The 19,026-nt window shown below is 71.5% G+C and carries 18 protein-coding genes; 9 read left to right on the forward strand and 9 right to left on the reverse strand.

Translation table 11 applies throughout. The annotated features are described in order from the left end of the window. Positions 1-70: 70 nt before the first annotated feature. Both STRBO_RS0131295 and fabF read left to right on the forward strand, forming a co-directional pair. On the forward strand, positions 71-319 hold the full coding sequence (locus STRBO_RS0131295; protein ID WP_005478792.1) for an acyl carrier protein: 249 nt from the start codon (positions 71-73) through the stop codon (positions 317-319). A gap of 97 nt (positions 320-416) precedes the next feature. Next, a complete protein-coding gene (gene fabF / locus STRBO_RS0131300) occupies positions 417-1,688 on the forward strand; it encodes a beta-ketoacyl-ACP synthase II (RefSeq protein WP_020115354.1) in 1,272 nt (423 codons plus the stop codon). A gap of 105 nt (positions 1,689-1,793) precedes the next feature. Here the strand turns inward: fabF and STRBO_RS0131305 are convergent, their stop codons facing one another. Next, positions 1,794-2,288: a DUF3145 domain-containing protein gene (locus STRBO_RS0131305; RefSeq protein ID WP_020665639.1), complete on the reverse strand. Its 495-nt coding sequence runs from the start codon at positions 2,286-2,288 to the stop codon at positions 1,794-1,796. 343 nt (positions 2,289-2,631) lie between these two features. Between STRBO_RS0131305 and STRBO_RS0131310 the strand changes: the two genes are divergently transcribed. Both STRBO_RS0131310 and STRBO_RS0131315 read left to right on the forward strand, forming a co-directional pair. Then, positions 2,632-3,531, forward strand: a complete 900-nt coding sequence (locus tag STRBO_RS0131310) for an SGNH/GDSL hydrolase family protein (protein WP_028796946.1) — start codon at positions 2,632-2,634, stop codon at positions 3,529-3,531. 33 nt (positions 3,532-3,564) lie between these two features. After that, positions 3,565-4,554 (forward strand): aldose epimerase family protein, encoded by a 990-nt coding sequence (locus STRBO_RS0131315; protein ID WP_005478801.1) that lies wholly within the window; start codon positions 3,565-3,567, stop codon positions 4,552-4,554. Here the strand turns inward: STRBO_RS0131315 and STRBO_RS0131320 are convergent. Continuing rightward, on the reverse strand, positions 4,530-7,037 hold the full coding sequence (locus STRBO_RS0131320) for a glycoside hydrolase family 3 protein (protein ID WP_005478802.1): 2,508 nt from the start codon (positions 7,035-7,037) through the stop codon (positions 4,530-4,532). The genes STRBO_RS0131315 and STRBO_RS0131320 overlap by 25 nt on opposite strands. Positions 7,038-7,159: 122 nt before the next feature. Here STRBO_RS0131320 and STRBO_RS0131325 point away from each other — a divergent pair, with 122 nt between their 5' ends. Both STRBO_RS0131325 and STRBO_RS0131330 read left to right on the forward strand, forming a co-directional pair. Beyond that, a complete protein-coding gene (locus STRBO_RS0131325; protein WP_005478803.1) occupies positions 7,160-7,741 on the forward strand; it encodes a TetR/AcrR family transcriptional regulator in 582 nt (193 codons plus the stop codon). A 199-nt stretch (positions 7,742-7,940) separates the two neighbouring features. After that, on the forward strand, positions 7,941-9,257 hold the full coding sequence (locus STRBO_RS0131330) for a pyroglutamyl-peptidase I (RefSeq protein WP_005478804.1): 1,317 nt from the start codon (positions 7,941-7,943) through the stop codon (positions 9,255-9,257). A 46-nt stretch (positions 9,258-9,303) separates the two neighbouring features. On the opposite strand, the gene STRBO_RS0131335 is transcribed toward STRBO_RS0131330, so the two are convergent. From STRBO_RS0131335 to STRBO_RS0131350, 4 genes are all read right to left on the reverse strand, one after another. Next, the gene (locus STRBO_RS0131335) at positions 9,304-10,122 is read right to left on the reverse strand and encodes an EI24 domain-containing protein (protein WP_005478805.1); all 819 of its coding nucleotides are present in this window, start codon (positions 10,120-10,122) and stop codon (positions 9,304-9,306) included. Between the two features lie 10 nt (positions 10,123-10,132). Beyond that, a complete protein-coding gene (locus STRBO_RS0131340; RefSeq protein WP_005478806.1) occupies positions 10,133-11,407 on the reverse strand; it encodes a GDSL-type esterase/lipase family protein in 1,275 nt (424 codons plus the stop codon). A gap of 72 nt (positions 11,408-11,479) precedes the next feature. Further along, the gene (locus tag STRBO_RS0131345; protein ID WP_020115356.1) at positions 11,480-12,058 is read right to left on the reverse strand and encodes a TetR/AcrR family transcriptional regulator; all 579 of its coding nucleotides are present in this window, start codon (positions 12,056-12,058) and stop codon (positions 11,480-11,482) included. 78 nt (positions 12,059-12,136) lie between these two features. Beyond that, entirely contained in the window at positions 12,137-13,213 is a 1,077-nt protein-coding gene (locus STRBO_RS0131350) for a BUD32 family EKC/KEOPS complex subunit (RefSeq protein WP_005478808.1), read from the reverse strand. A gap of 147 nt (positions 13,214-13,360) precedes the next feature. Here STRBO_RS0131350 and STRBO_RS0131355 point away from each other — a divergent pair, with 147 nt between their 5' ends. Next, positions 13,361-14,545 (forward strand): EstA family serine hydrolase, encoded by a 1,185-nt coding sequence (locus STRBO_RS0131355; RefSeq protein WP_020115358.1) that lies wholly within the window; start codon positions 13,361-13,363, stop codon positions 14,543-14,545. Positions 14,546-14,657: 112 nt separating this feature from the next. Here STRBO_RS0131355 and STRBO_RS0131360 read toward each other — a convergent pair whose 3' ends face one another. Then, the gene (locus STRBO_RS0131360; protein ID WP_005478812.1) at positions 14,658-15,680 is read right to left on the reverse strand and encodes an NADP-dependent oxidoreductase; all 1,023 of its coding nucleotides are present in this window, start codon (positions 15,678-15,680) and stop codon (positions 14,658-14,660) included. A 126-nt stretch (positions 15,681-15,806) separates the two neighbouring features. On the opposite strand from STRBO_RS0131360, the gene STRBO_RS0131365 reads away from it, so the two are divergent. Both STRBO_RS0131365 and STRBO_RS0131370 read left to right on the forward strand, forming a co-directional pair. Beyond that, positions 15,807-16,244 carry a MarR family winged helix-turn-helix transcriptional regulator gene (locus STRBO_RS0131365; protein ID WP_005478813.1) on the forward strand — a complete coding sequence of 146 codons (438 nt, stop codon included), beginning with the start codon at positions 15,807-15,809 and terminating at the stop codon, positions 16,242-16,244. 113 nt (positions 16,245-16,357) lie between these two features. After that, positions 16,358-16,780, forward strand: coding sequence for a GNAT family N-acetyltransferase (locus STRBO_RS0131370; protein WP_005478814.1), 423 nt, complete (start codon positions 16,358-16,360; stop codon positions 16,778-16,780). Between the two features lie 70 nt (positions 16,781-16,850). On the opposite strand, the gene yjfF is transcribed toward STRBO_RS0131370, so the two are convergent. Continuing rightward, on the reverse strand, positions 16,851-17,885 hold the full coding sequence (gene yjfF / locus STRBO_RS0131375) for a galactofuranose ABC transporter, permease protein YjfF (protein ID WP_020115360.1): 1,035 nt from the start codon (positions 17,883-17,885) through the stop codon (positions 16,851-16,853). Beyond that, positions 17,885-19,015 carry an ABC transporter permease gene (locus STRBO_RS0131380; protein WP_005478817.1) on the reverse strand — a complete coding sequence of 377 codons (1,131 nt, stop codon included), beginning with the start codon at positions 19,013-19,015 and terminating at the stop codon, positions 17,885-17,887. Before STRBO_RS0131380 ends, yjfF begins: the two co-directional genes overlap by 1 nt. Positions 19,016-19,026 lie beyond the last annotated feature (11 nt).

A 19,026-nucleotide genomic window follows, 5' to 3' on the forward strand; every position in this document is an offset into this window, starting at 1 on the left:
AAACACGCACAACCTGCCGCTGACGCGGCGGGCCGCCCACCCTCTGGAAAACAACGAAGGAGCGCCCGACATGGCCGCCACCAAGGAAGAGATCGTCGCCGGTCTCGCCGACATCGTGAACGAGATCGCCGGCATCCCGGTCGAGGACGTCCAGCTGGACAAGTCCTTCACCGACGACCTGGACGTCGACTCCCTGTCCATGGTCGAGGTCGTCGTCGCCGCCGAAGAGCGCTTCGACGTCAAGATCCCGGACGACGACGTCAAGAACCTCAAGACGGTCGGTGACGCGACCGACTACATCCTCAAGCACCAGGCCTGATCCGCGGATCGGGTCGGACCGGTCCCTGACCGGCCCGTTTGCCCCGCCACCCGGCGGTGGCGCCGCTGAATCCTCGTAACCGTTGGAGAAAATTCCCGTGAGCTCGACCAATCGCACCGTGGTCGTCACCGGTATCGGCGCAACCACACCGCTGGGTGGCGACGCGACTTCCACCTGGGAGGGTCTGGTCGCCGGCAAGTCCGGCGTCGGTCCCCTGGAGCAGGAGTGGGCCGCCGACCAGGCGGTCCGCATCGCCGCACAGATCGCCGTGGAACCGACCGAGGTCATCCCCCGGCCGCAGGCCCGCCGTCTGGACCGCTCGGCGCAGTTCGCGCTGATCGCGGCCAAGGAGGCGTGGGCCGACGCCGGTTACACGGAGACCTCGGCCGACGACGGCACCGTCGACGCGGACCGTGTCGGCGCGGTCATCGCCTCCGGTATCGGCGGAGTGACGACGCTGCTCGACCAGTACGACGTGCTGAAGGAGAAGGGCGTACGCCGCGTCTCCCCGCACACCGTGCCCATGCTGATGCCCAACGGCCCGTCCGCCAACGTCGGTCTGTACGTCGGCGCGCGCGCCGGTGTGCACACCCCGGTCTCCGCCTGCGCGTCGGGCGCCGAGGCCATCGGCTACGCCATCGAGATGATCCGCACCGGCCGCGCCGACGTCGTGGTCGCCGGTGGCACCGAGGCGGCCATCCACCCGCTGCCGATCGCCGCGTTCGGCAACATGATGGCGATGTCCAAGAACAACGAGGACCCGCAGGGCGCCTCCCGTCCGTACGACACCGGCCGTGACGGCTTCGTCCTCGGCGAGGGTGCCGGTGTCGTCGTCCTGGAGTCGGCCGAGCACGCGGCGGCGCGGGGTGCCCGGGTCTACGCCGAGGCCGTGGGCCAGGGCATCTCCGCCGACGGCCACGACATCGTGCAGCCGGAGCCGGAGGGGCGGGGCATCGCCCAGGCCCTGAAGCACCTGCTGGAGAACACCGACCTGGACCCGGCGGAGATCGTGCACGTCAACGCGCACGGCACGTCGACGCCGGCCGGTGACATCGCCGAACTGAAGGCGCTGCGCAAGGTGTTCGGTGACGACACCGACCACTTCGCGGTGTCCGCGACGAAGTCCATGACCGGGCATCTGCTCGGTGGCGCCGGTGGTGTGGAGACGGTGGCGACGGTGCTCGCGCTGTACCACCGGGTGGCTCCGCCGACGATCAACGTGAACGACCTGGACCCCGAGGCCGAGGCCAACGCGGACATCGTCCGCGGGGAGGCTCGGAAGCTGCCGGTCGAGGGCCGTATCGCCGCGCTCAACGACTCGTTCGGGTTCGGTGGGCACAACGTGGTGCTGGCGTTCCGGACGATCTGATTCGTTCCCCACGCGCGTGTGGCCCGGGTCCCTTTCAGGGATTCGGGCCACATCTGTGTGTGCGTCGAAGGATGTGTGTGCGTCGAAGGATCGGGAACCGGGGGGTCAGACCACCTGGTGCAGCCACCGCACCGGGGCGCCCTCTCCCGCGTACCGGAAGGGCTCCAGTTCGTCGTCCCAGGGCTTGCCGAGGAGCTTGGCGATCTCGGCCTCCAGGTCGGTCTCGCCGCGCTGGGAGCGGGTCAGGGCGGCCCTCAGGCGGTCCTCGGGGATGAGGATGTCGCCGTGGATACCGGTGACGGCGTGGAAGATGCCGAGGTCGGGGGTGCAGCTGTAGCGCTCGCCCTCGGCGGTGGCGCAGGGCTCGGCGGTGACCTCGAAGCGCAGGAGGTGCCAGCCGCGCAGCGCGGAGGCGAGTGTGGAGGCGGTGCCGGCCTGGCCCTGCCAGGAGAACTCGGAGCGCCAGGTGCCCGGCGCGGCCGGCTGCCGGATCCAGTCGAGGTTCACACGGGCCCCGAGAACGCCCGCGACGGCCCACTCGACGTGCGGGCACAGCGCACGCGGCGCGGAGTGCACGTACAGGACTCCACGTGTCGTCACCGGGGCCTCCACAGAGCAGGACGGTTCGCTTTTCGACGGATCGGCGGTGGCAGGGCGGCCACGTGGCGAGGCTACCGTGCGGCGGGGCAAGGAGTGTGACGTACCGTCGGAGCAGGCGCCAGGATGCGGCGCTGTTTCACCCGGCGGGACGCGTGCCGGACTCCCGGCCGGGGGTCCGGGGGTTGTCCCCCGGGAAGACACAGCCACCCGAGGGGACGCCTGTACGGAGGGAACAGTTGCGCCTTCCGTCGCAGTGAATCCCCCGCTCTGCCTTTCCGGGAACTCCCGGGCGTTGTCATGGGTGGGAGCTTGCACGTGCGGGACCGACCGAGGGGACCAGGGGATGCGGAAGCGACGCCACCGTTCGAGGGCGGTGTTCGGCGCGGCCTTGGCGGCGGTCCTGCTGGCCGTGGCGGGATGCGACGCCACCGGTGGCGACTCCCCCGGCCCCGAGGGGACGGGGTCGCGGGCGAAGCCCTCCCCCTCGCCCACCCCCGCCTGGGACAGCAGCCCCGAGTCGCTGGCCGCCGTCGGCGACTCCATCACCCGCGGTTTCGACGCGTGCCAGGTGCTCTCCGACTGCCCCGAGGTGTCCTGGGCGACCGGCACCGACGCCTCGGTCGACAGTCTCGCCTTACGGCTGCTGGGCGCGTCGGGGGCGACGCGGCGGAGCTGGAACTACGCGGTGACCGGGGCCCGGATGGCCGATCTGCCGAGCCAGGTGGCGCGGGCGGTCTCCCGTGAGCCGGAGCTGGTCACGGTGATGATCGGCGCGAACGACGCGTGCCGGGCGAGCGCCGCCGCCATGACCCCGGTCGCCGACTTCCGCGCCGACTTCGAGGACGCGATGGCCACCCTGCGGGACAGCCTGCCGAGGACGCAGGTGTTCGTGGCGAGTGTGCCGGACCTGAAGCGGCTGTGGTCCGAGGGCCGTTCGAACCCGGTCGGCAAGCAGGTCTGGAAGCTGGGCATCTGCCCGTCCATGCTGGCCGACCCCGACCTCCTCACCACGGCGGCGGGCGAGCGGCGCGATGCCGTCCAGAGCCGGGTGGAGGCGTACAACGACGTGCTGCGCGAGGTGTGCGAGAAGGACCGCCACTGCCGCTACGACGGGGGCGCCGTCTTCGACTACCGCTTCGGGCAGGCCCAGCTCAGCCAGTGGGACTGGTTCCATCCGAGCGTGGACGGGCAGGCGCGACTGGCCGAGATCGCGTACCGGATCATCCGCGGGAAGGGCACGTGACCTGCGGTTCTGCCGTGGCCTAGGGTTTCGCTCATGAGTGAACTCTTCGGCACACTTCCGGACGGCACGCCCGTGCACCGCTGGACTCTGGAGCGGGGCGGCGCCCGGGTGCGGATCCTGACGTACGGCGGGATCGTGCAGTCGGTGGAGGTGCCGGACCGTCACGGGCGGCCGGCGGACGTGGTGTTGGGGTTCCCCGGCCTCGACGGGTACCTCCGTCACCCGGGGCCGTTCTTCGGGGCGCTCATCGGCCGGTACGCCAACCGGATCGCCCAGGGCCGGTTCACCCTCGACGGGCGGGTGTACGAGCTGGAGCGCAACAACCCGCCGAACTCGCTGCACGGCGGCTCCCGCGGCTACGACAAGCGCGTGTGGGAGGCCGAGGGGGTCGGGGGCGGGGCCGGGGTGCGGCTGACGCGCGTGAGCCCGGACGGGGAGGGAGGCTTCCCCGGGCGGCTGGCGGTCTGCGCGACGTACTCGCTGGAGGAGGACGGGAGCGCGCTGCGGATCGCGTACGAGGCGGTCACGGACGCGCCGACGGTGGTGAACCTCACGAACCATACGTACTGGAACCTGGGCGGGGCCGCGTCGGGCGCCGCCGGAGGGCACGAGCTGCGGATCGCCGCGTCGCGGATCACCCCGGTCGACGCCGATCTGATCCCGACCGGTGAGCCGGCGGAGGTGGCGGGGACGCGGTTCGACTTCCGGACGGCCCGGAAGGTCGGGAGCGGGTACGACCACAACTTCGTGCTCGACAAGGGGGTCACGGGGAGCGCGGAGCCGGTGGCCGAGCTGTGGGAGCCGGGGTCGGGGCGGGTGCTGAGCGTGGCCACGACCGAGCCGGGGATGCAGCTCTACACGGCCGACCATCTCGACGGCCCCTTCGGCCCGGGGGACGGGATCGCGTTGGAGACGCAGCACTTTCCCGATGCGCCGAACCGGCCGCGGTTTCCCAGTACGGAACTGCGGCCGGGGGCGGTGTACCGGTCGGAGACGGTCTACGGGTTCGGGGTGCGTGCGTAGTTCACCGTCGCCCTGACGCGGCGGTCCTCGATCGAGCGGCCGGCCTCCACCTCGTACGAACCCTCCACCGGCACCCACGCGTTGGCCGACTCGTCCCAGATCTCGAAGGCCCGGCGCGGGAGTCGGACGACGGCCTCCCGCGTCTTTCCGGGCGCCGCGCTCACCGTCGCGAAGCCCACCAGCCAGCGGGTCGGGCGGTTGTCGTCGGGGGTCGTGGGAGCCAGGTAGAGCTGGACGGTCTCCCGGCCCTCGCGGGTGCCCGTGTTGCGGACGCGTACCGTCGCCGTCGTGCCGGTGACGTCGAGGGACTCGTAGGTCCAGTCGGTGTAGCCGAGGCCGTGGCCGAAGGGGTACGAGGGTGTCGCGGAGTGCTTGTCCCAGGCGCGGTAGCCGATGAAGACACCCTCGTCGTAGGGGAGTTCGCCGCCCGTGGGGGTGACCCGGGTGACGGGGGCCTCGGCCAGGGAGCCCCACGTGGTGGGGAGCCGGCCGCCGGGCTCGTGGGCGCCGGTGAGGACGTCGGCGAGGGCGGCGCCGCCCTCCTGGCCGGGGAACCAGGTGAGGAGGACGGCGGCGACGTCGTCGCGCCACGGGAGTTCCACCGGGGAGCCGGCGTTGATGACCACGACGGTGTCGGGGTTGGCGGCGGCCACGGCGCGGACCAGGTCGTCCTGACGGCCGGGGAGGCGCAGGTCCTTGCGGTCGAAGCCCTCGGACTCGACGCGCTCGGTGGTGGCGACCACCACCACGGCCGTGTCGGCGGCGCGCGCGGCCTCGACGGCCTCGGCGATCAGCTCGTCGGGGTCGCGCTGCGGGTCCTGGTGGCACAGGGAGAAGGCGATGGCCTTGAAGAGGGCGTCGGCGGGAAGTTCCGTGACGTGGGTGAGGGAGACCTCGACGGGGGTGTCCGCCGTCAGCTCGACCCGGGCGCGGGGGACGGGGGCGCCGAAGAACGTCACGAAGGGGTCGTCCGTGTCGGTGGTCTGCACGTCGTCGAAGAGGGTCGTGCCGTCGACGGTGAGGGTGAAGGCGCCGAGGCCCTTGATGCCGAAGGTGTGCGTGCCGGTCTCGCGCGGGGTGAAGGTGCCGGTCAGCTCGACGGTGTGCAGGGCGGTGGGGGTCCCCCCGCTCGAGCGAAGCCGAGAGTGGGGGAGGGTGACTCCCTCAGGCAGGTCCGCGCCCATCCACTGGAGCTGGCCGCTCGGTACGGAGCCGGTGCCGAGGACCGTCCCGGTGGTGTCGCGGCAGACGGCCCGAAGGGTGAATCCCTTGTCGGCCACGCCGAGTTCCTCGTTGGGGTCCGCGCCCACGGCGTAGGTGAGGGCGCCGTCGGGGAGGGCGGCGGTGAGGCCGTCGAGGGGGGAGACGACGCGGGAGGGGAAGACCGTGGCGGAGCCGCCGCCGAGGACGCGGGCGTCGCGGGCCGCCGCGCCGATGAGGGCGACCTGCGCACCCGGCTTCAGGGGCAGGGCCGCCCGGCCGTCCCTCACGTCGTTGCGGACCAGGACGAAGGAGCGGCGGGCGATCTCGCGGGCCAGCGCCTCGCCGTCGACGGGGGCGGGCAGTTCGGTGACCACCGGGTCGGCGCCCTCCAGGATGCCGACGCGGGCGGCCAGCCGCAGGACCCGGCGGACCGCCTCGTCGACCTCGGACTCCGCGACCTCGCCGGCGCGGACGGCGGCCGCCAGGGGCTCGCCGTAGATGGTGACCGGGCCGGGCATGGCGACGTCGAGGCCGCCGGTGAGGGCGTCGGCCGTGGAGCGGGCGGCCATCCAGTCGGAGACGTTGAAGCCGTCGAAGCCCCACTCGCCGCGCAGGACCTCGTTCACGAGGTAGCGGTGCTCGCTCATCGTGGTGCCGTTGACCGTGTTGTAGGCGGTCATGATGCCCCAGGGGTGGGCGTTCGCCACGATCGCCTCGAAGGGGGCCAGGTACAGCTCGCGCAGGGCGCGTTCGGAGACCAGGTTGTTCACCGTGAAGCGGTCGGTCTCGGCGTCGTTGGCGACGAAGTGCTTGACGGTGGTGCCGACCCCGCCGGCCTGCACCCCGGTCACATAGCCCGAGCCGATCTCGCCCGTGAGGTAGGGGTCCTCGCTGTACGCCTCGAAGTGGCGGCCGCCGAGCGGGGAGCGGTGCAGGTTGACCGTGGGGGCGAGGAGGACGTGGACGCCCTTGCGGCGGGCCTCCTGGGCCAGTAACACCCCTGCCCGGCGGGCGAGTTCGGGGTCCCAGGTGGCGGCGAGGGCGGTCGGGGACGGCAGGGCCACGGACGGGTCGTCGGCGGTCCAGCGCACTCCTCGCACGCCGATCGGGCCGTCGGACATGACGAGGGAGCCGAGTCCGATCTCGGGCAGCGCGGGCAGGGTCCACATGTCCTGGCCGGAGAGCAGGCTCGCCTTGGCGTCGAGGTCGAGCTTGGCGAGGGCCGCCTCGACGGCCGCCTCACGGGCCTCTTCGGCCGGATCGGTGTGTGTGCCCGCCATGGGGTCCTCCTGGGTTCGGGTCCGTCGGTCCGTGCGGTTCGTCCGTGATCCACCCCATCGTGCATCCGTTACCTGTAGAGCGGTAGGTTTCGTTATCTTTACGTTACTTTCAGGCCTGGAGGATGTCGTACGGTGACGCCATGAACGCCAGGGCCAGGAGTGTGGAGCGGCGGGCGGAGATCGTCCGGGCCGCCCTGGAGGTGATCGCCGAGCGCGGCTACCGGGGGGCGAGCCTGGCGGCCGTCGCCGAGCGGGTCGGACTCACCCAGCAGGGGCTGCTGCACCACTTCCCGACGAAGGAGGCGCTGCTGGTCGCGGTGCTCCACGAACGCGACCAGTGGGACGCGGTGCCGAACACCGCGTGGCGGCTCGATCTGCTGGCCTCGCTCGTGGAGTACAACGCGATGCGGCCCGCCATCATCCAGACCTTCTCGGCGCTGCTCGGCGAGAGCGTCACGGAGGGGCATCCGGCGCGCGAGTACTTCACCGGGCGCTACGACCGGGTGCGCGCAAGCATGGTGGAGGTGCTGCGCGACGAGTACGGCGACCGGCTGCCGAGCGGGCTGACGCCCGAGCGCGTGGCGCCGCTGCTGGTGGCCGTGATGGACGGCCTGCAGTACCAGTGGCTGCTGGATCCGGGGTCCGTGGACATGCCGGGGGCCTTCCGGGACTTCCTGACACTGCTGGGCGAGGACGCGGGCTGAGACCGGCCGTTCACCGCGTACGACCGGCCGTTCACCGCCTGGGACCGGCCGTTCACCGCCTGGGACCGGCCGTTCACCGCCTACGACCGGCTGTCGCGCCCCGGCCGCATGGCGTACGCCCCTTCCGTCACGCGATACTGCCGCCGTCCGGAGCGACACCCCACGGCACGACAGCGACGGAAGGACCTCGACTCCCTTGATGTCCCCACTGATATCTCCCCCGACTTCCCGACGGGCACGCGGAGCGACGATCGCCCTGGCGGCCCTGCTCGCCGGCCTCTGCGCCCCCACCTCCGCCGCCTCCGCCTCGGCGGCGCTCACCGTCGAGGAGCAGCGGCTCGACCGGGCCGTGCCCCAGGAGATCCTGCGGCGGTCCGGATTCGACGCCGTGGCACCGGAGTTCGGGCGGGCCCTGGCCGGCGCGCGGTCGTACGCGCAGGCCGAGCGGATCGTCGTCCGCCAGGGTGCGCGGTTGTGGAAGCGTGCCGTGGACCGGGCGCAGGGGCACGGGCCGGCGGGCGGCGATCTGAGCCGGGACGACGACCGGCCGCTGTACTGGGCGCGGTTGGGGATGACGCGGGAAGTGCGCGGGTGGGAGCCGGGGTTCCGACTGACGGAGCCTCAGAGAGCCTTGCTGTTGCGTGCGTTGGAGCGGGCGTCACGCGGTCAGGACTCCATCCGGTACCCCGGAGGCGGCAAGGGGATGAAGCGGATCCTCGTCACCGGCTTCGACCCGTTCACGCTGGACCGGGACGTGCGGATCTCCAACCCCTCCGGCGCCACGGCGCTCGCTCTCGACGGCACGGTGATCCGGACCGCCGACGGGCCGGCGCGCATCGAGACCGCCGTCTTCCCGGTCCGCTGGGAGGACTTCGCGGACGGCACGGTCGAGCGGACCCTGCGGGGGTCGTTGCCCCGCCTGGACCTCTTCGCGACCGTCAGCCAGGGCCGGGTGGGCCGTTTCGACATCGAGCGGACCAACGGGGCCTGGCGCGGCGGCTTCGCCGACAACGACAACATCGGCCGCACCGGAACCGTCCCGGTGACCGACCCCGCCACGCAGCCCCAGTGGACGACCACGACCCTGCCGTACGCGGACATCGTCGCCGCGGACACGGGCCGCTTCCCGGTGTACGACAACACGAGCGTGACCGAGATCCCCGCGGGCGGCACGGCCGCGGTCGTACGGCCGGACGGGCCGACGCCGGGCTCGACCGCGCGGGCCGGGGGCGGCGGCGACTACCTCTCCAACGAGATCGCCTACCGGGCGACGCTCCTGCGCGACCGGCTGGGTCTCGGCCCCCGGCTGCCGGGCGGGCATGTGCACACGCCCGTCCTGCAGTTCGGCGCCGGCAACACCGACCCGGCGACCGGGGCGGTGACCGATCCGGAGTTCGTGCGGAACCGGCTGGACATCATCGCGCAGGTGCGGGCGATCGTGACGGTCGCGGTGGACGCCGGTGCGACGCGTTCCGGTACGACGGGTTCCGGTACGACGGGGGGTACCCGAGGCTGAGGCCTCCGGCCGTGCGAGGGGGACACGGCGACCGCGAGGGGCTCGTTCAGGCCCCGACCTCGGGCTTGCGGAACATGCCGTTCTGCTGCGGGACCCGGTTGCGTTCGTCCTCGCCGGTCGTCTCCTCGCCCAGCAGGTCGCGGGCCATGAGGGTGGCGCCCGCGACCGCGCCCGGCATCAGGAAGACGGCGACGAACGGCACCAGGAAGGCGATGCCCAGCGGGGTGCCGAAGCCCCAGATCATGGTCTTGCGGGAGCGCAGGAGGGTGAGGCGGGCGCGGAGTTCGACGCGGCGGCGCTGGAGGGCGACGGCGGTCAGTTCCTCGGTGAGGAAGAAGCCGGTCACCATGAAGCCGATCACCGGGACGACCGTCTGGCCGACGAACGGGACGAAACCGAGGCCGAACAGCAGGAGCGCCCACAGCAGCGCCCGTAGGACGATACGGAGGCTGTCCCGGCCCGAGATCCACAACTCCCGCCACAGCGGCAGGCCGGACTCCGGGGCGGTGCCGTCCGGGGAGACGTCCCGGTCGACCTTCTCCGAGAGGTTCTCGTAGAACGGCTGGCCGATGAGGAGGGTCATGGCGGTGAAGGTGATGACCGCGAGGGCCAGGGCGAGGGCGAACAGCACGGCGGTGAGCAGGCCGCGGAACAGGCCGGCCCAGGGGCTGGACCAGTCGTCCGCGAAGGGGGTGGCCCAGGTGACGAAGTCCGGGCCCCAGACGCCGAGCGCGACCAGGGCGCCGAGGTAGAGGACAAGTGTGATCAGGCCTGGGATCAGGCCGAAGCCGTACTGCTTGCCGTGCCTGGCCACCCAGCGCTGGCCCTGCACGAGGTACTGGAAACCCACCCCGAAATCACGCATGGAGCAAATTTTACCCAGCGGGGTGCGGGGAGTCCGCAGTGGGCGCGAAGGCTCCCTCCGGCTCGAAGGCCAGCTTCGCGAAGCGTTCGCCGATGAGGCGGTGGGTCTCGGCGTCCGGGTGCAGGTCGTCCGGGAGCGGGAGGGTTTCGGCGTCGGACTTGCCGTAGAGGCTGAGGCCGTCGAGGTGGTGGAGGGCGGGGTCCTCGGCTGAGCGCTGGGCGACGATCGCCGCGAGTTCCTCGCGGATGACCCGGAGGGTGAGTCTGCCGGGGGTGAGGTCGTCCGGGTCGCCCATGGCGCGGAAGCGGAGCCGCCCTTCGGCGAGGTCGGTGAAGTCGGGAGCGCTGGGGCCGGGGGTGTCCTCGTGGATGGGGCAGAGGATCGGGGAGACGACGAGGAGGGGCGTGGTGGGGTGGCCGTCGCGGATCGTGTCCAGGAAGCCGTGGACGGCGGGGCCGAAGGCGCGCAGCCGCATCACGTCGTGGTTCACGAGGTTGATGCCGATCTTGACACTGATCAGGTCGGCGGGGGTGTCCCGGATGGCGCGGGCGGTGAAGGGGTCGAGCAGGGCGCTGCCGCCGAGGCCCAGGTTGATGAGGTCGACGCCGGCGAGGGAAGCGGCGTGGGCGGGCCAGATCTCGGTGGGGCCGGCGGCGTCGGAGCCGTGGCTGATGGAGCTGCCGTGGTGCAGCCAGACCCGGCGGCCCCGGTCCGGGGCGGGCTCGACGGGGGCGTCGGTGCGCAGGGCGAGGAGTTCGGTGGTCTCGTTGTGCGGGAGCCAGATCTCGACCGTCTTGGGGCCGGCGGGGAGGCCGGTGAAAGCCACGGTGCCGGGTGGGCCGGGGCGGTGCTCGGACTGTCCGGTGGTCATGTCGAGGGTGATGGTGTTGCCGTCGGGCACGCTCGCGCGGGCGGTCAGCCGGCCGTCGACGAGGAGGTCGTACAGGCCGTCCGGGCGGGGCGGGGCGCCCACGTAGGCGCGCTTGGTGCGCAGGGCGTCCAGTTCGACGGCGGTGGCGCGGGTGCGGAAGACCAGGCGTACGCCGGAGGGCTGGGACTCGACCACGGCCAGCTGCGGATCGGTGCACTGGGCGCGGGCCCGGGCCGGCAGCCGGTGGGGCAGCACACCGTGCTCGGTTCGCTCCAACTCCAGGGCGCCGCGCAGGAGTTCGGCGGTGATGGGGGTGGTGATCCAGTGGGGGTTCGCGGAGTGCTCGGAGTGCTCGGAGTGCTCGGAGTGCTCGGAGTGCTCGGAGTGCTCGGAGTGCTCGGGGTGCGTGGGCATGACCTGACCTGAGGATCGGTGGGGTGGATGGTCCGGCGGTGCGTGGTGAGCGACCCGGGGCCGCCGCGCGGATCAACCGGGTGGCGGGACCGGCCAGTTGCGCAGGAGGGCGTCGAGGGCGTCGAGGATCCGGTCCCAGCTCTCCCGCGAGTCGGGGGCGCTGTGGCTGAAGCCGCCGGCCGACTCCAGGCTGACGTAGCCGTGGAAGACGCTGCCGAGGAGCCGGACGGCGTGGGTCTGGTCCGGTTCGGTGAGGTCGTAGCCGCGCAGGATCGCCCGCGTCATCTGCGCGTGCCGGCCACCCGCGCTCGCCGCGGCCGCCTCCGGGTCCAGCCTGAGCCGGGCCGCCGCATAGCGGCCGGGATGTGCGCGGGCGTAGTCGCGGTAGACGTTCCCCAGCGCCGCCAACGCGTCCTTCCCGGCCCGCCCGGCGAGCGCGGTGGCACCCCGGTCGGCCATCTCCTCCAGGGCGAGCAGGGCGATCCGGGTCCTGAGGTCCTGGGAGTTGCGCACATGCGAGTACAGACTCGCGACCTTCACATCGAACCGCCGGGCGAGCTCGGAAACGGTCACCTCCCCAAAGCCGATCTCATCGGCCAACTCCGCCCCCGCCTGAGCGAGACGCTCCGGGGTGAGCCCTGCGCGTGCCATGACCGTCCTTCACTCGACCGGGGTCGACGGGTGCCGACTGGATGGATTATGCAATTGCCTAAAGGGTTTAGGCAAGGATCAATTGATCTTAGGTAAACGGTCCAGGCACCGGCCGAGCTCCTCCACGGGGTACGGGGTGCTGCTCTCGGTCTCCAGAAGACGGAAGAAGTCCGCCGTCACGGTGGCGAGCGGCGCGTACCGGGCGATCACCGCCGCGGCCCCGTCCGGGATCCCGGTGGGGCGTTCTCCCTGAGCGTACGCCCGCGTTCGAACCTCCCGTTCCTCCCGGTCGAGGTCGTACAGGTCCTTGAGCAGCCAGTTCACCAGGTGACTCAGGGAGTAGCAGCGGTCGTAGTCGCGATGACGGTCGAAGAAGGCGCGCTCCTGCGGTGCCAGGTCGAAGCGTGAGGAGAGCGCGAGGCCGAAGTCTGCGAAGTAAAGGCGGTGACCGTCGGTCAGGATGTTCTGGAAGTGGGCGTCGAAGTGGAGCAGGCCCCGGCTGTTCATGAACGCGATGCCGGCGGCCAGTTCCCGCTCCACCAGGGCGCAGGCCCGGTCGGCGGCCCCGGCCCCGGCCGCCGTCTGTTCGCCGAGCCACTCGTGGAGGGTGCGCGGGATGCACTCCAGGAACAACACGACGCTCGCCGTGGACCTCCCGCGGGCCACGATGCGCTCGCGTACGCCCGGGGCGCCACCCCAGTGGGCGACGGCCCGTTCGACGTCGGACAGCTCCCCGGGGAGGGGCGGGGAGTCCGGCAGCACCCGCCAGTGGTGCATGAGCGGGAAGCTGTCGTACTCCCCCGCGAGCACCCAGTTCGTCGTCATCGTGTGGACGGCGAGTTCGCGCCAGGCGCCGAAGCCGGGGCTGCCGACAGCGCCGACGCCGTACTGGCACCAGAGCGGCAGCCCGAAGAGGTTTGCCGTGGAGTGGGCGTTCTCCGGGCGTCGTTCGAGGTCCGTGAGGGGCACCCGCTTCACGAAGATCTGAAGTCCGTCGAGCTCCAGCAGTGCCGATGTGCCGCCAATACCGGAGCCGCACGGGGCAGCCTTGTCGAGGAGCCTGCTCAGGGAACGGTCGCTGTGTCGGGCGAGGGCGGTGGCGGCCGTGTGGTGGGAGGTCAGGCGCGTGCCGCGGAACATGCCGGGAGAGTTCATCCACGATGCGTATCACTTCGGCGGACGCCGGTGCGGCGGCTCCGCTCCGCCCCAACTACAGTCCGCAGCCTCCAAGGGAATTCACGCAGATGGGGCGGGTGTTGATGGTGGGTGGGGGATGGGTGGCGTCGAGGAGAGGGAGTGGGGATGAGTGAGGGGACCCGGGTGGTCGGTGTCCAGGGGACGGTCGCCGATGGCTTCGAAGCGGTGCGTGAGGCGTTCGCTTTGTTCGTGGCCGGGGAACGGGCTGATTACGAGGGGCAGTTGACCGCGTATGTGCACGGGCGGCGGGTCGTGGACCTGTGGGCCGGCCCCGAGGCCGAGGCGGAGACCGGTGGTGACACGCTGCACGGGGTGTTCTCCTCGACCAAGGGGGCCGCGCACCTCGTCGTCGCGCACCTCGTCCAGGACGGCGTGCTGGAGCTGGACCGGGAAGTCGCCCACTACTGGCCGGAGTTCGCGGCCGAGGGCAAGGGGGCGGTGACCCTGCGGGAGCTGCTGGCGCACCGCGCGGGGCTCGTCGGCACCGATGCCGGGTTCACGCTGGAGGAGCTGGCGGACGACCGGGTGATCGCCGAGCGCCTCGCCGTCCAGCGCCCGTTCTGGCGGCCGGGCACGGCGTTCGGGTACCACGCGCTCGTGATCGGCGCGCTCACCGGAGAGGTCGTACGGCGGGCGACGGGGCGCACGCTGCAGGAGGTGTACGAGGAGCGGGTTCGCACCCCGTACGGGCTCGATCTCTTCCTGGGGCTGCCGGCCGAGCACGAGCCCCGGTTCCGGAGCGTGCTGCCGATGACACCGACGCCCGCGCAGCAGGCCGAGCTGGACGCCGTACCGCACGGCCCGCACACGCTGGCGTCGATCGCGTTCAACTCCCAGGTGCCGGAGCCGGGCGAGCTGACGGACTTCCCCAACGCGCGGATCGTGCGGGCGAGCGGGCAGGCGTCCGCGGGCGGTGTCGGCTCGGCGCGCGGGCTCGCCGGGATGTACGCGGCGGCCATCAGCACGGTGGACGGCCGGCCGCCGCTGCTGAAGCCGGACACCGTCGGCGAGTTCGGCCAGATCCACTCCGTCGGCCACGACCTGGTGGCCCGCGCCCCCAAGGCGTTCTGCCTCGGTTTCCAGGCGACCGCCGAGAACCTCTACCCGTTCCTCGGCGCCGGCACCTTCGGCCACAGCGGCGCCGGCGGTTCCCAGGCCTTCGCCGACCCCCGCAGCGGCCTCGCCTACGGCTACACCCGCCGCCGGATGGCCTTCCCCGGCGGGGCGGCGCCGGAGAACACGGGATTCGTCCGGGCCGTGCACACGGCGGCGCTGGCGTCGGCGCTCTGAGACACCCGCGCACCACGGAGTCCACACATGACGGAGTCCGCGCCCCACGTCCAGGGGTGCGGACTCCGTCATCTGCAACGAACGTGTGCGGGCGTCCGTCACGGGGTGGGGATCAGAGCTTGACGATCATCTTGCCGGTGTTGTCGCCGCGCAGGACGCCGAGGAAGGCCTCCAGGTTGTTCTCGATGCCCTCGACGACGGTCTCGCGGTACTTGAGGGCGCCGGAGGCGACCCAGGGGCCGACCTCCTGGACGAACTGGGGCTGGAAGTCGTAGTGGTCGCCGACGAGGACGCCCTCGACGCGGAGGCGGTTCTGCAGGATCTTGACCATGTTGCGCGGGCCGGGGGTCGCCTCGGTCGAGTTGTACTGGGAGATCATGCCGCAGATCACGGCCCGGCCCCGCAGGTTGAGCGCGCCGATAGCGGCCTCCAGGTGCTCGCCGCCCACGTTGTCGAAGTAGACGTCGATGCCGTCGGGGGCCGCTTCCTTGAGCTGCTCCCACACCGGGCCGTTCTTGTAGTTGAAGGCGGCGTCGAAGCCGTACTCCTCCACCAGCAGCTTGACCTTCTCGTCGGAGCCGGCGGAGCCGATGACCCGCGAGGCGCCCTTCAGCTTGGCGATCTGGCCGACCTGGCTGCCGACGGCACCGGCGGCGCCGGAGACGAACACGGCGTCGCCCTCCTTGAAGGCGCCGACCCTCAGCAGGCCCGCGTAGGCGGTGAGGCCGGTCATGCCGAGGACGCCGAGGTAGGTGGAGAGCGGCGCGGCGTCCGGGTCGACCTTCACGGCCTGCTTGGCATCGATGGTGGCGTACTCGCGCCAGCCGCCGAAGTGCAGCACGTGGTCGCCGACGGCGACGCCGTCCGCCGCCGAGGCGACGACCTCGCCGACCGCGCCGCCCTGCATGACCTTGCCCAGCTCGAACGGGGCGACGTACGACTTCGCGTCGCTCATGCGGCCACGCATGTACGGGTCCACGGAGAGGTACTTGTTCCGTACGAGGACCTCACCCGCGCCGGGCTGCCGGATCTCCGCCTCGACCAGGGCGAAGTCCTCGTCCTTGGGCCAGCCGACGGGGCGGCTCAGCAGGTGCCATTCGCGGCTGGTGGCGGGGAGGGCGGGGGTGTCGGACATGGGGGTGTGCCTTCCTGCGGGTGCGTGGTGCGAGCGGTGGTGCATACCGCACGGTTACTTCAGTGTCTGAAACAACCATGCGCTTGAATATTTCATGTTGTCAAGTAAAGAGGTAGCCTCGACCTCATGCCCACGCAGAAGACGACCCCCCGCCTCGACCCCTTGACCATGGAGGTCGTCGAACTCATCGGCACGGTGGTGGCCCGCTACCACGAGGAGTACGAGGACGCCGCCGCCGAACACACACTCACCGGCGCCCAGGCCCGCCTCCTCGGTCTCCTCTCCCTGGAACCGCTGCCCATGCGCCGCCTCGCCCAGAAACTCCGCTGCGAACCGTCGAACGTGACGGGCATCGTGGACCGGCTGGAGGCCCGGGGCCTGGTGGAGCGCCGCCCCGACCCCGGCGACCGCCGCGTGAAGCTGGCGGCGGCCACGGCCGAGGGGCGCCGGGTGGCCGGCAGCCTGCGGGACTCCCTGGACTTCGCCCGGGAGCCGCTGGCGGGACTGAGCTCGGCCGAGCGGGAGGTGCTGCGGGATCTGCTGCGGCGGATGGTGGGGGCGTGAGATGGCCACGCACCCAGGCAAGGCCATCGTCGAACCGCACCCCGGTCACCGCCGGCCCGCACCCGGGCCACCACCGAGCCGCAGGGCAGGCCCAGCCCGCTATCGTGTAACGCATGCCCACCCAGAGTGACCCTTACGAATTGAGCGTCGGCGTGCCCTCGGTCGAGGTCTACCGCCGACTGCGCACCGATGCCGGCCTGTCGGACAAGAGCCCCGAGGCGGTCGCGCTCGCGCTGCCGCACACCTGGCACGGGGTGCTGCTCCGCCACGCGGGGCAGCCCATCGGCATGGGGCGGGTCGTCGGGGACGGCGGTACGGCCTTCCAGATCGTCGACATCTGCGTACACCCCGCCCACCAGGGCCGCGGCCTCGGCAGGCGCATCATGGCCGCGCTCACGGAGGAACTGGAGCGCCGGGCGCCCGCCACGGCGTACGTCTCCCTCATCGCGGACGGCCCCGCCCGCTTCCTCTACGAGAAGTTCGGCTTCGCCGACACCGCCACGCACGGTTCGATCGGCATGTACCGGGTGCTGTGAGGGCCGGAGAGAAACGAGAGAGGGGACGCCCGCCCTTCCCGGGCGGACGTCCCCTGCTGCTCAGGAGCACTCAGGCTTTCTTCCGTGCCGTCATCGCCCGCTGGATCAGGATGAACGCGCACAGCAGCACACCCGTGGCGATCTTCGTCCACCAGGAGCTGAGGGTGCCCTCGAACTGGATGATGCTCTTGATCAGGCCCAGGACGAGGACGCCGAACAGGGTGCCGACGACGTAGCCGGAGCCGCCCGTGAGCAGCGTGCCGCCGATGACGACCGCGGCGATCGCGTCGAGTTCCATGCCGGTGGCGTGCAGGGGGTCACCGGACTGGATGTAGAGGGTGAACAGCAGGCCCGCCAGGGCCGAGCAGAAGCCGGACACCGTGTAGACGGCGATCTTGGTGCCGCCCTGCGGGAGCCCCATCAGCATCGCGGACTGCTCGTTGCCGCCGATGGCGTACACCCGCCGGCCGAAGCGGCTGTAGTGGAGGATGTAGAACGCCGCGGCCAGGACCACCAGCGCGACGATCGCGCCGACGGAGAGGAAGCCCACGCCCAGTTGTGCCTGCGCCTGGGCCAGGCTGCTCACCGTCGGGTCGTCGATGGCGATGGACTCCTTGCTGATGACCAGACACAGGCCCCGGAAGAGGAAGAGGCCGGCCAGGGTCACGATGAAGGGCTGGATCTCGTAGTTCTGGATCACGTAGCCCATCAGGAAGCCGCCCAGGGCCCCCACGGCCAGGGCCAGGGGAATGACCGCCAGGATCGGCAGACCCTGGCGTTCCACCAGCCAGGCCGTGAGCATCGTGGTGAAGCCGATGACCGAGCCGACGGACAGGTCGATGCCGCCGGAGAGGATCACGAAGGTCGCGCCGACGGCGGCCACCAGCAGGTAGCCGTTGTCGATGAAGAGGTTGAGGAAGACCTGCGGTTCGCCGAAGCCGTAGTTCTGGTAGCGGCCCAGGCCCGTGATGTACATCGCGAGGAAGAGCACGGCGGTCACCAGGACGGGCAGGCGCCGGTCGGAGAGGAGAGCCGAGACCTTGGACGGGGACGCGGATGCCGTGAGGCCGTCCTGGGACGGCGGGGTCTTGGTGGTCGCGGTCATCACGACACCTCCATCTTCGGGGCCGCGTCGGCGGGTGTCGTGGCGGTCTTCGCCGGGGCCGCGGGTGCCGTGCCGCCACCGGTCGCGCCGGGCTTGGAGCCGAAGCGGGCGCCGAAGACCTTGGCGCGGAACTTCGGGGACTGGAGCAGGCAGACGACGATGACGACGGCGGCCTTGAAGACCAGGTTGGTCTGGGTGGGCACGCCGATCGTGTAGATCGTCGTGGTGAGGGTCTGGATGACCAGGGCGCCGACGACCGTGCCGCCGATGGAGAACCGGCCGCCCAGCAGTGAGGTGCCGCCGATCACCACGGCGAGGATCGCGTCCAGCTCGATCCACAGTCCGGCGTTGTTGCCGTCCGCCGCCGAGGTGTTGGAGCTGATCATCAGGCCCGCGATGCCCGCGCACAGGGCGCAGAAGACGTAGACCATGATCTTGATGCGCATGGACCGGATGCCGACCAGACGGCTGGCCTCGGCGTTGCCGCCGACCGACTCGACGAGGAGGCCGAGGGCGGTCCTGCGGGTCAGGGCCACCGTGATGGCGACGACCGCGGCGACGACGAAGATCGAGAAGGGCAGCGTCAGCCAGTAGCCGCCGCCGATCAGCTTGTACGGCTCGCTGTTGATGGTGATGATCTGGCCGTCGGTGATCAGCTGGGCGACGCCCCGGCCGGCGACCATGATGATGAGGGTCGCGATGATGGGCTGGATGCCCATCCGGGCCACCAGGAAGCCGTTCCACAGGCCGCAGACCACGGCCGCCACCAGGCCGATGCCCATGGCCAGGAAGACTCCCGACAGCGCGCTCTGGTCGGCCTGATCGCTGATGTACGAGCAGGTCAGCGCGCCGGTGATAGCGACGACCGCGCCCACGGAGAGGTCGATGCCGCCGGTGGCGATGACCAGGGTCATGCCGACCGCCACCAGGATCAGGGGCGAGCCGAACAGCACGATCGAGACGAGGCTGCCGTAGAGGTGCCCGTCGGTCATCTTGATCGCGAAGAAGTCGGGCGTGAAGGGGACGTTGACGAGCAGCAGGGCCACCAGGACCGCGACCGGCCAGAAGAGGTGGTGGTGCGTCAGCGCCCGCCAGCGGGCCGCCGTGCCGGTCGTGGCCGTCGTCGCCACGGGTGGGGTGC

Source organism: Streptomyces bottropensis ATCC 25435 (genome assembly GCF_000383595.1).
Taxonomy (GTDB): Bacteria; Actinomycetota; Actinomycetes; order Streptomycetales; family Streptomycetaceae; genus Streptomyces; species Streptomyces bottropensis.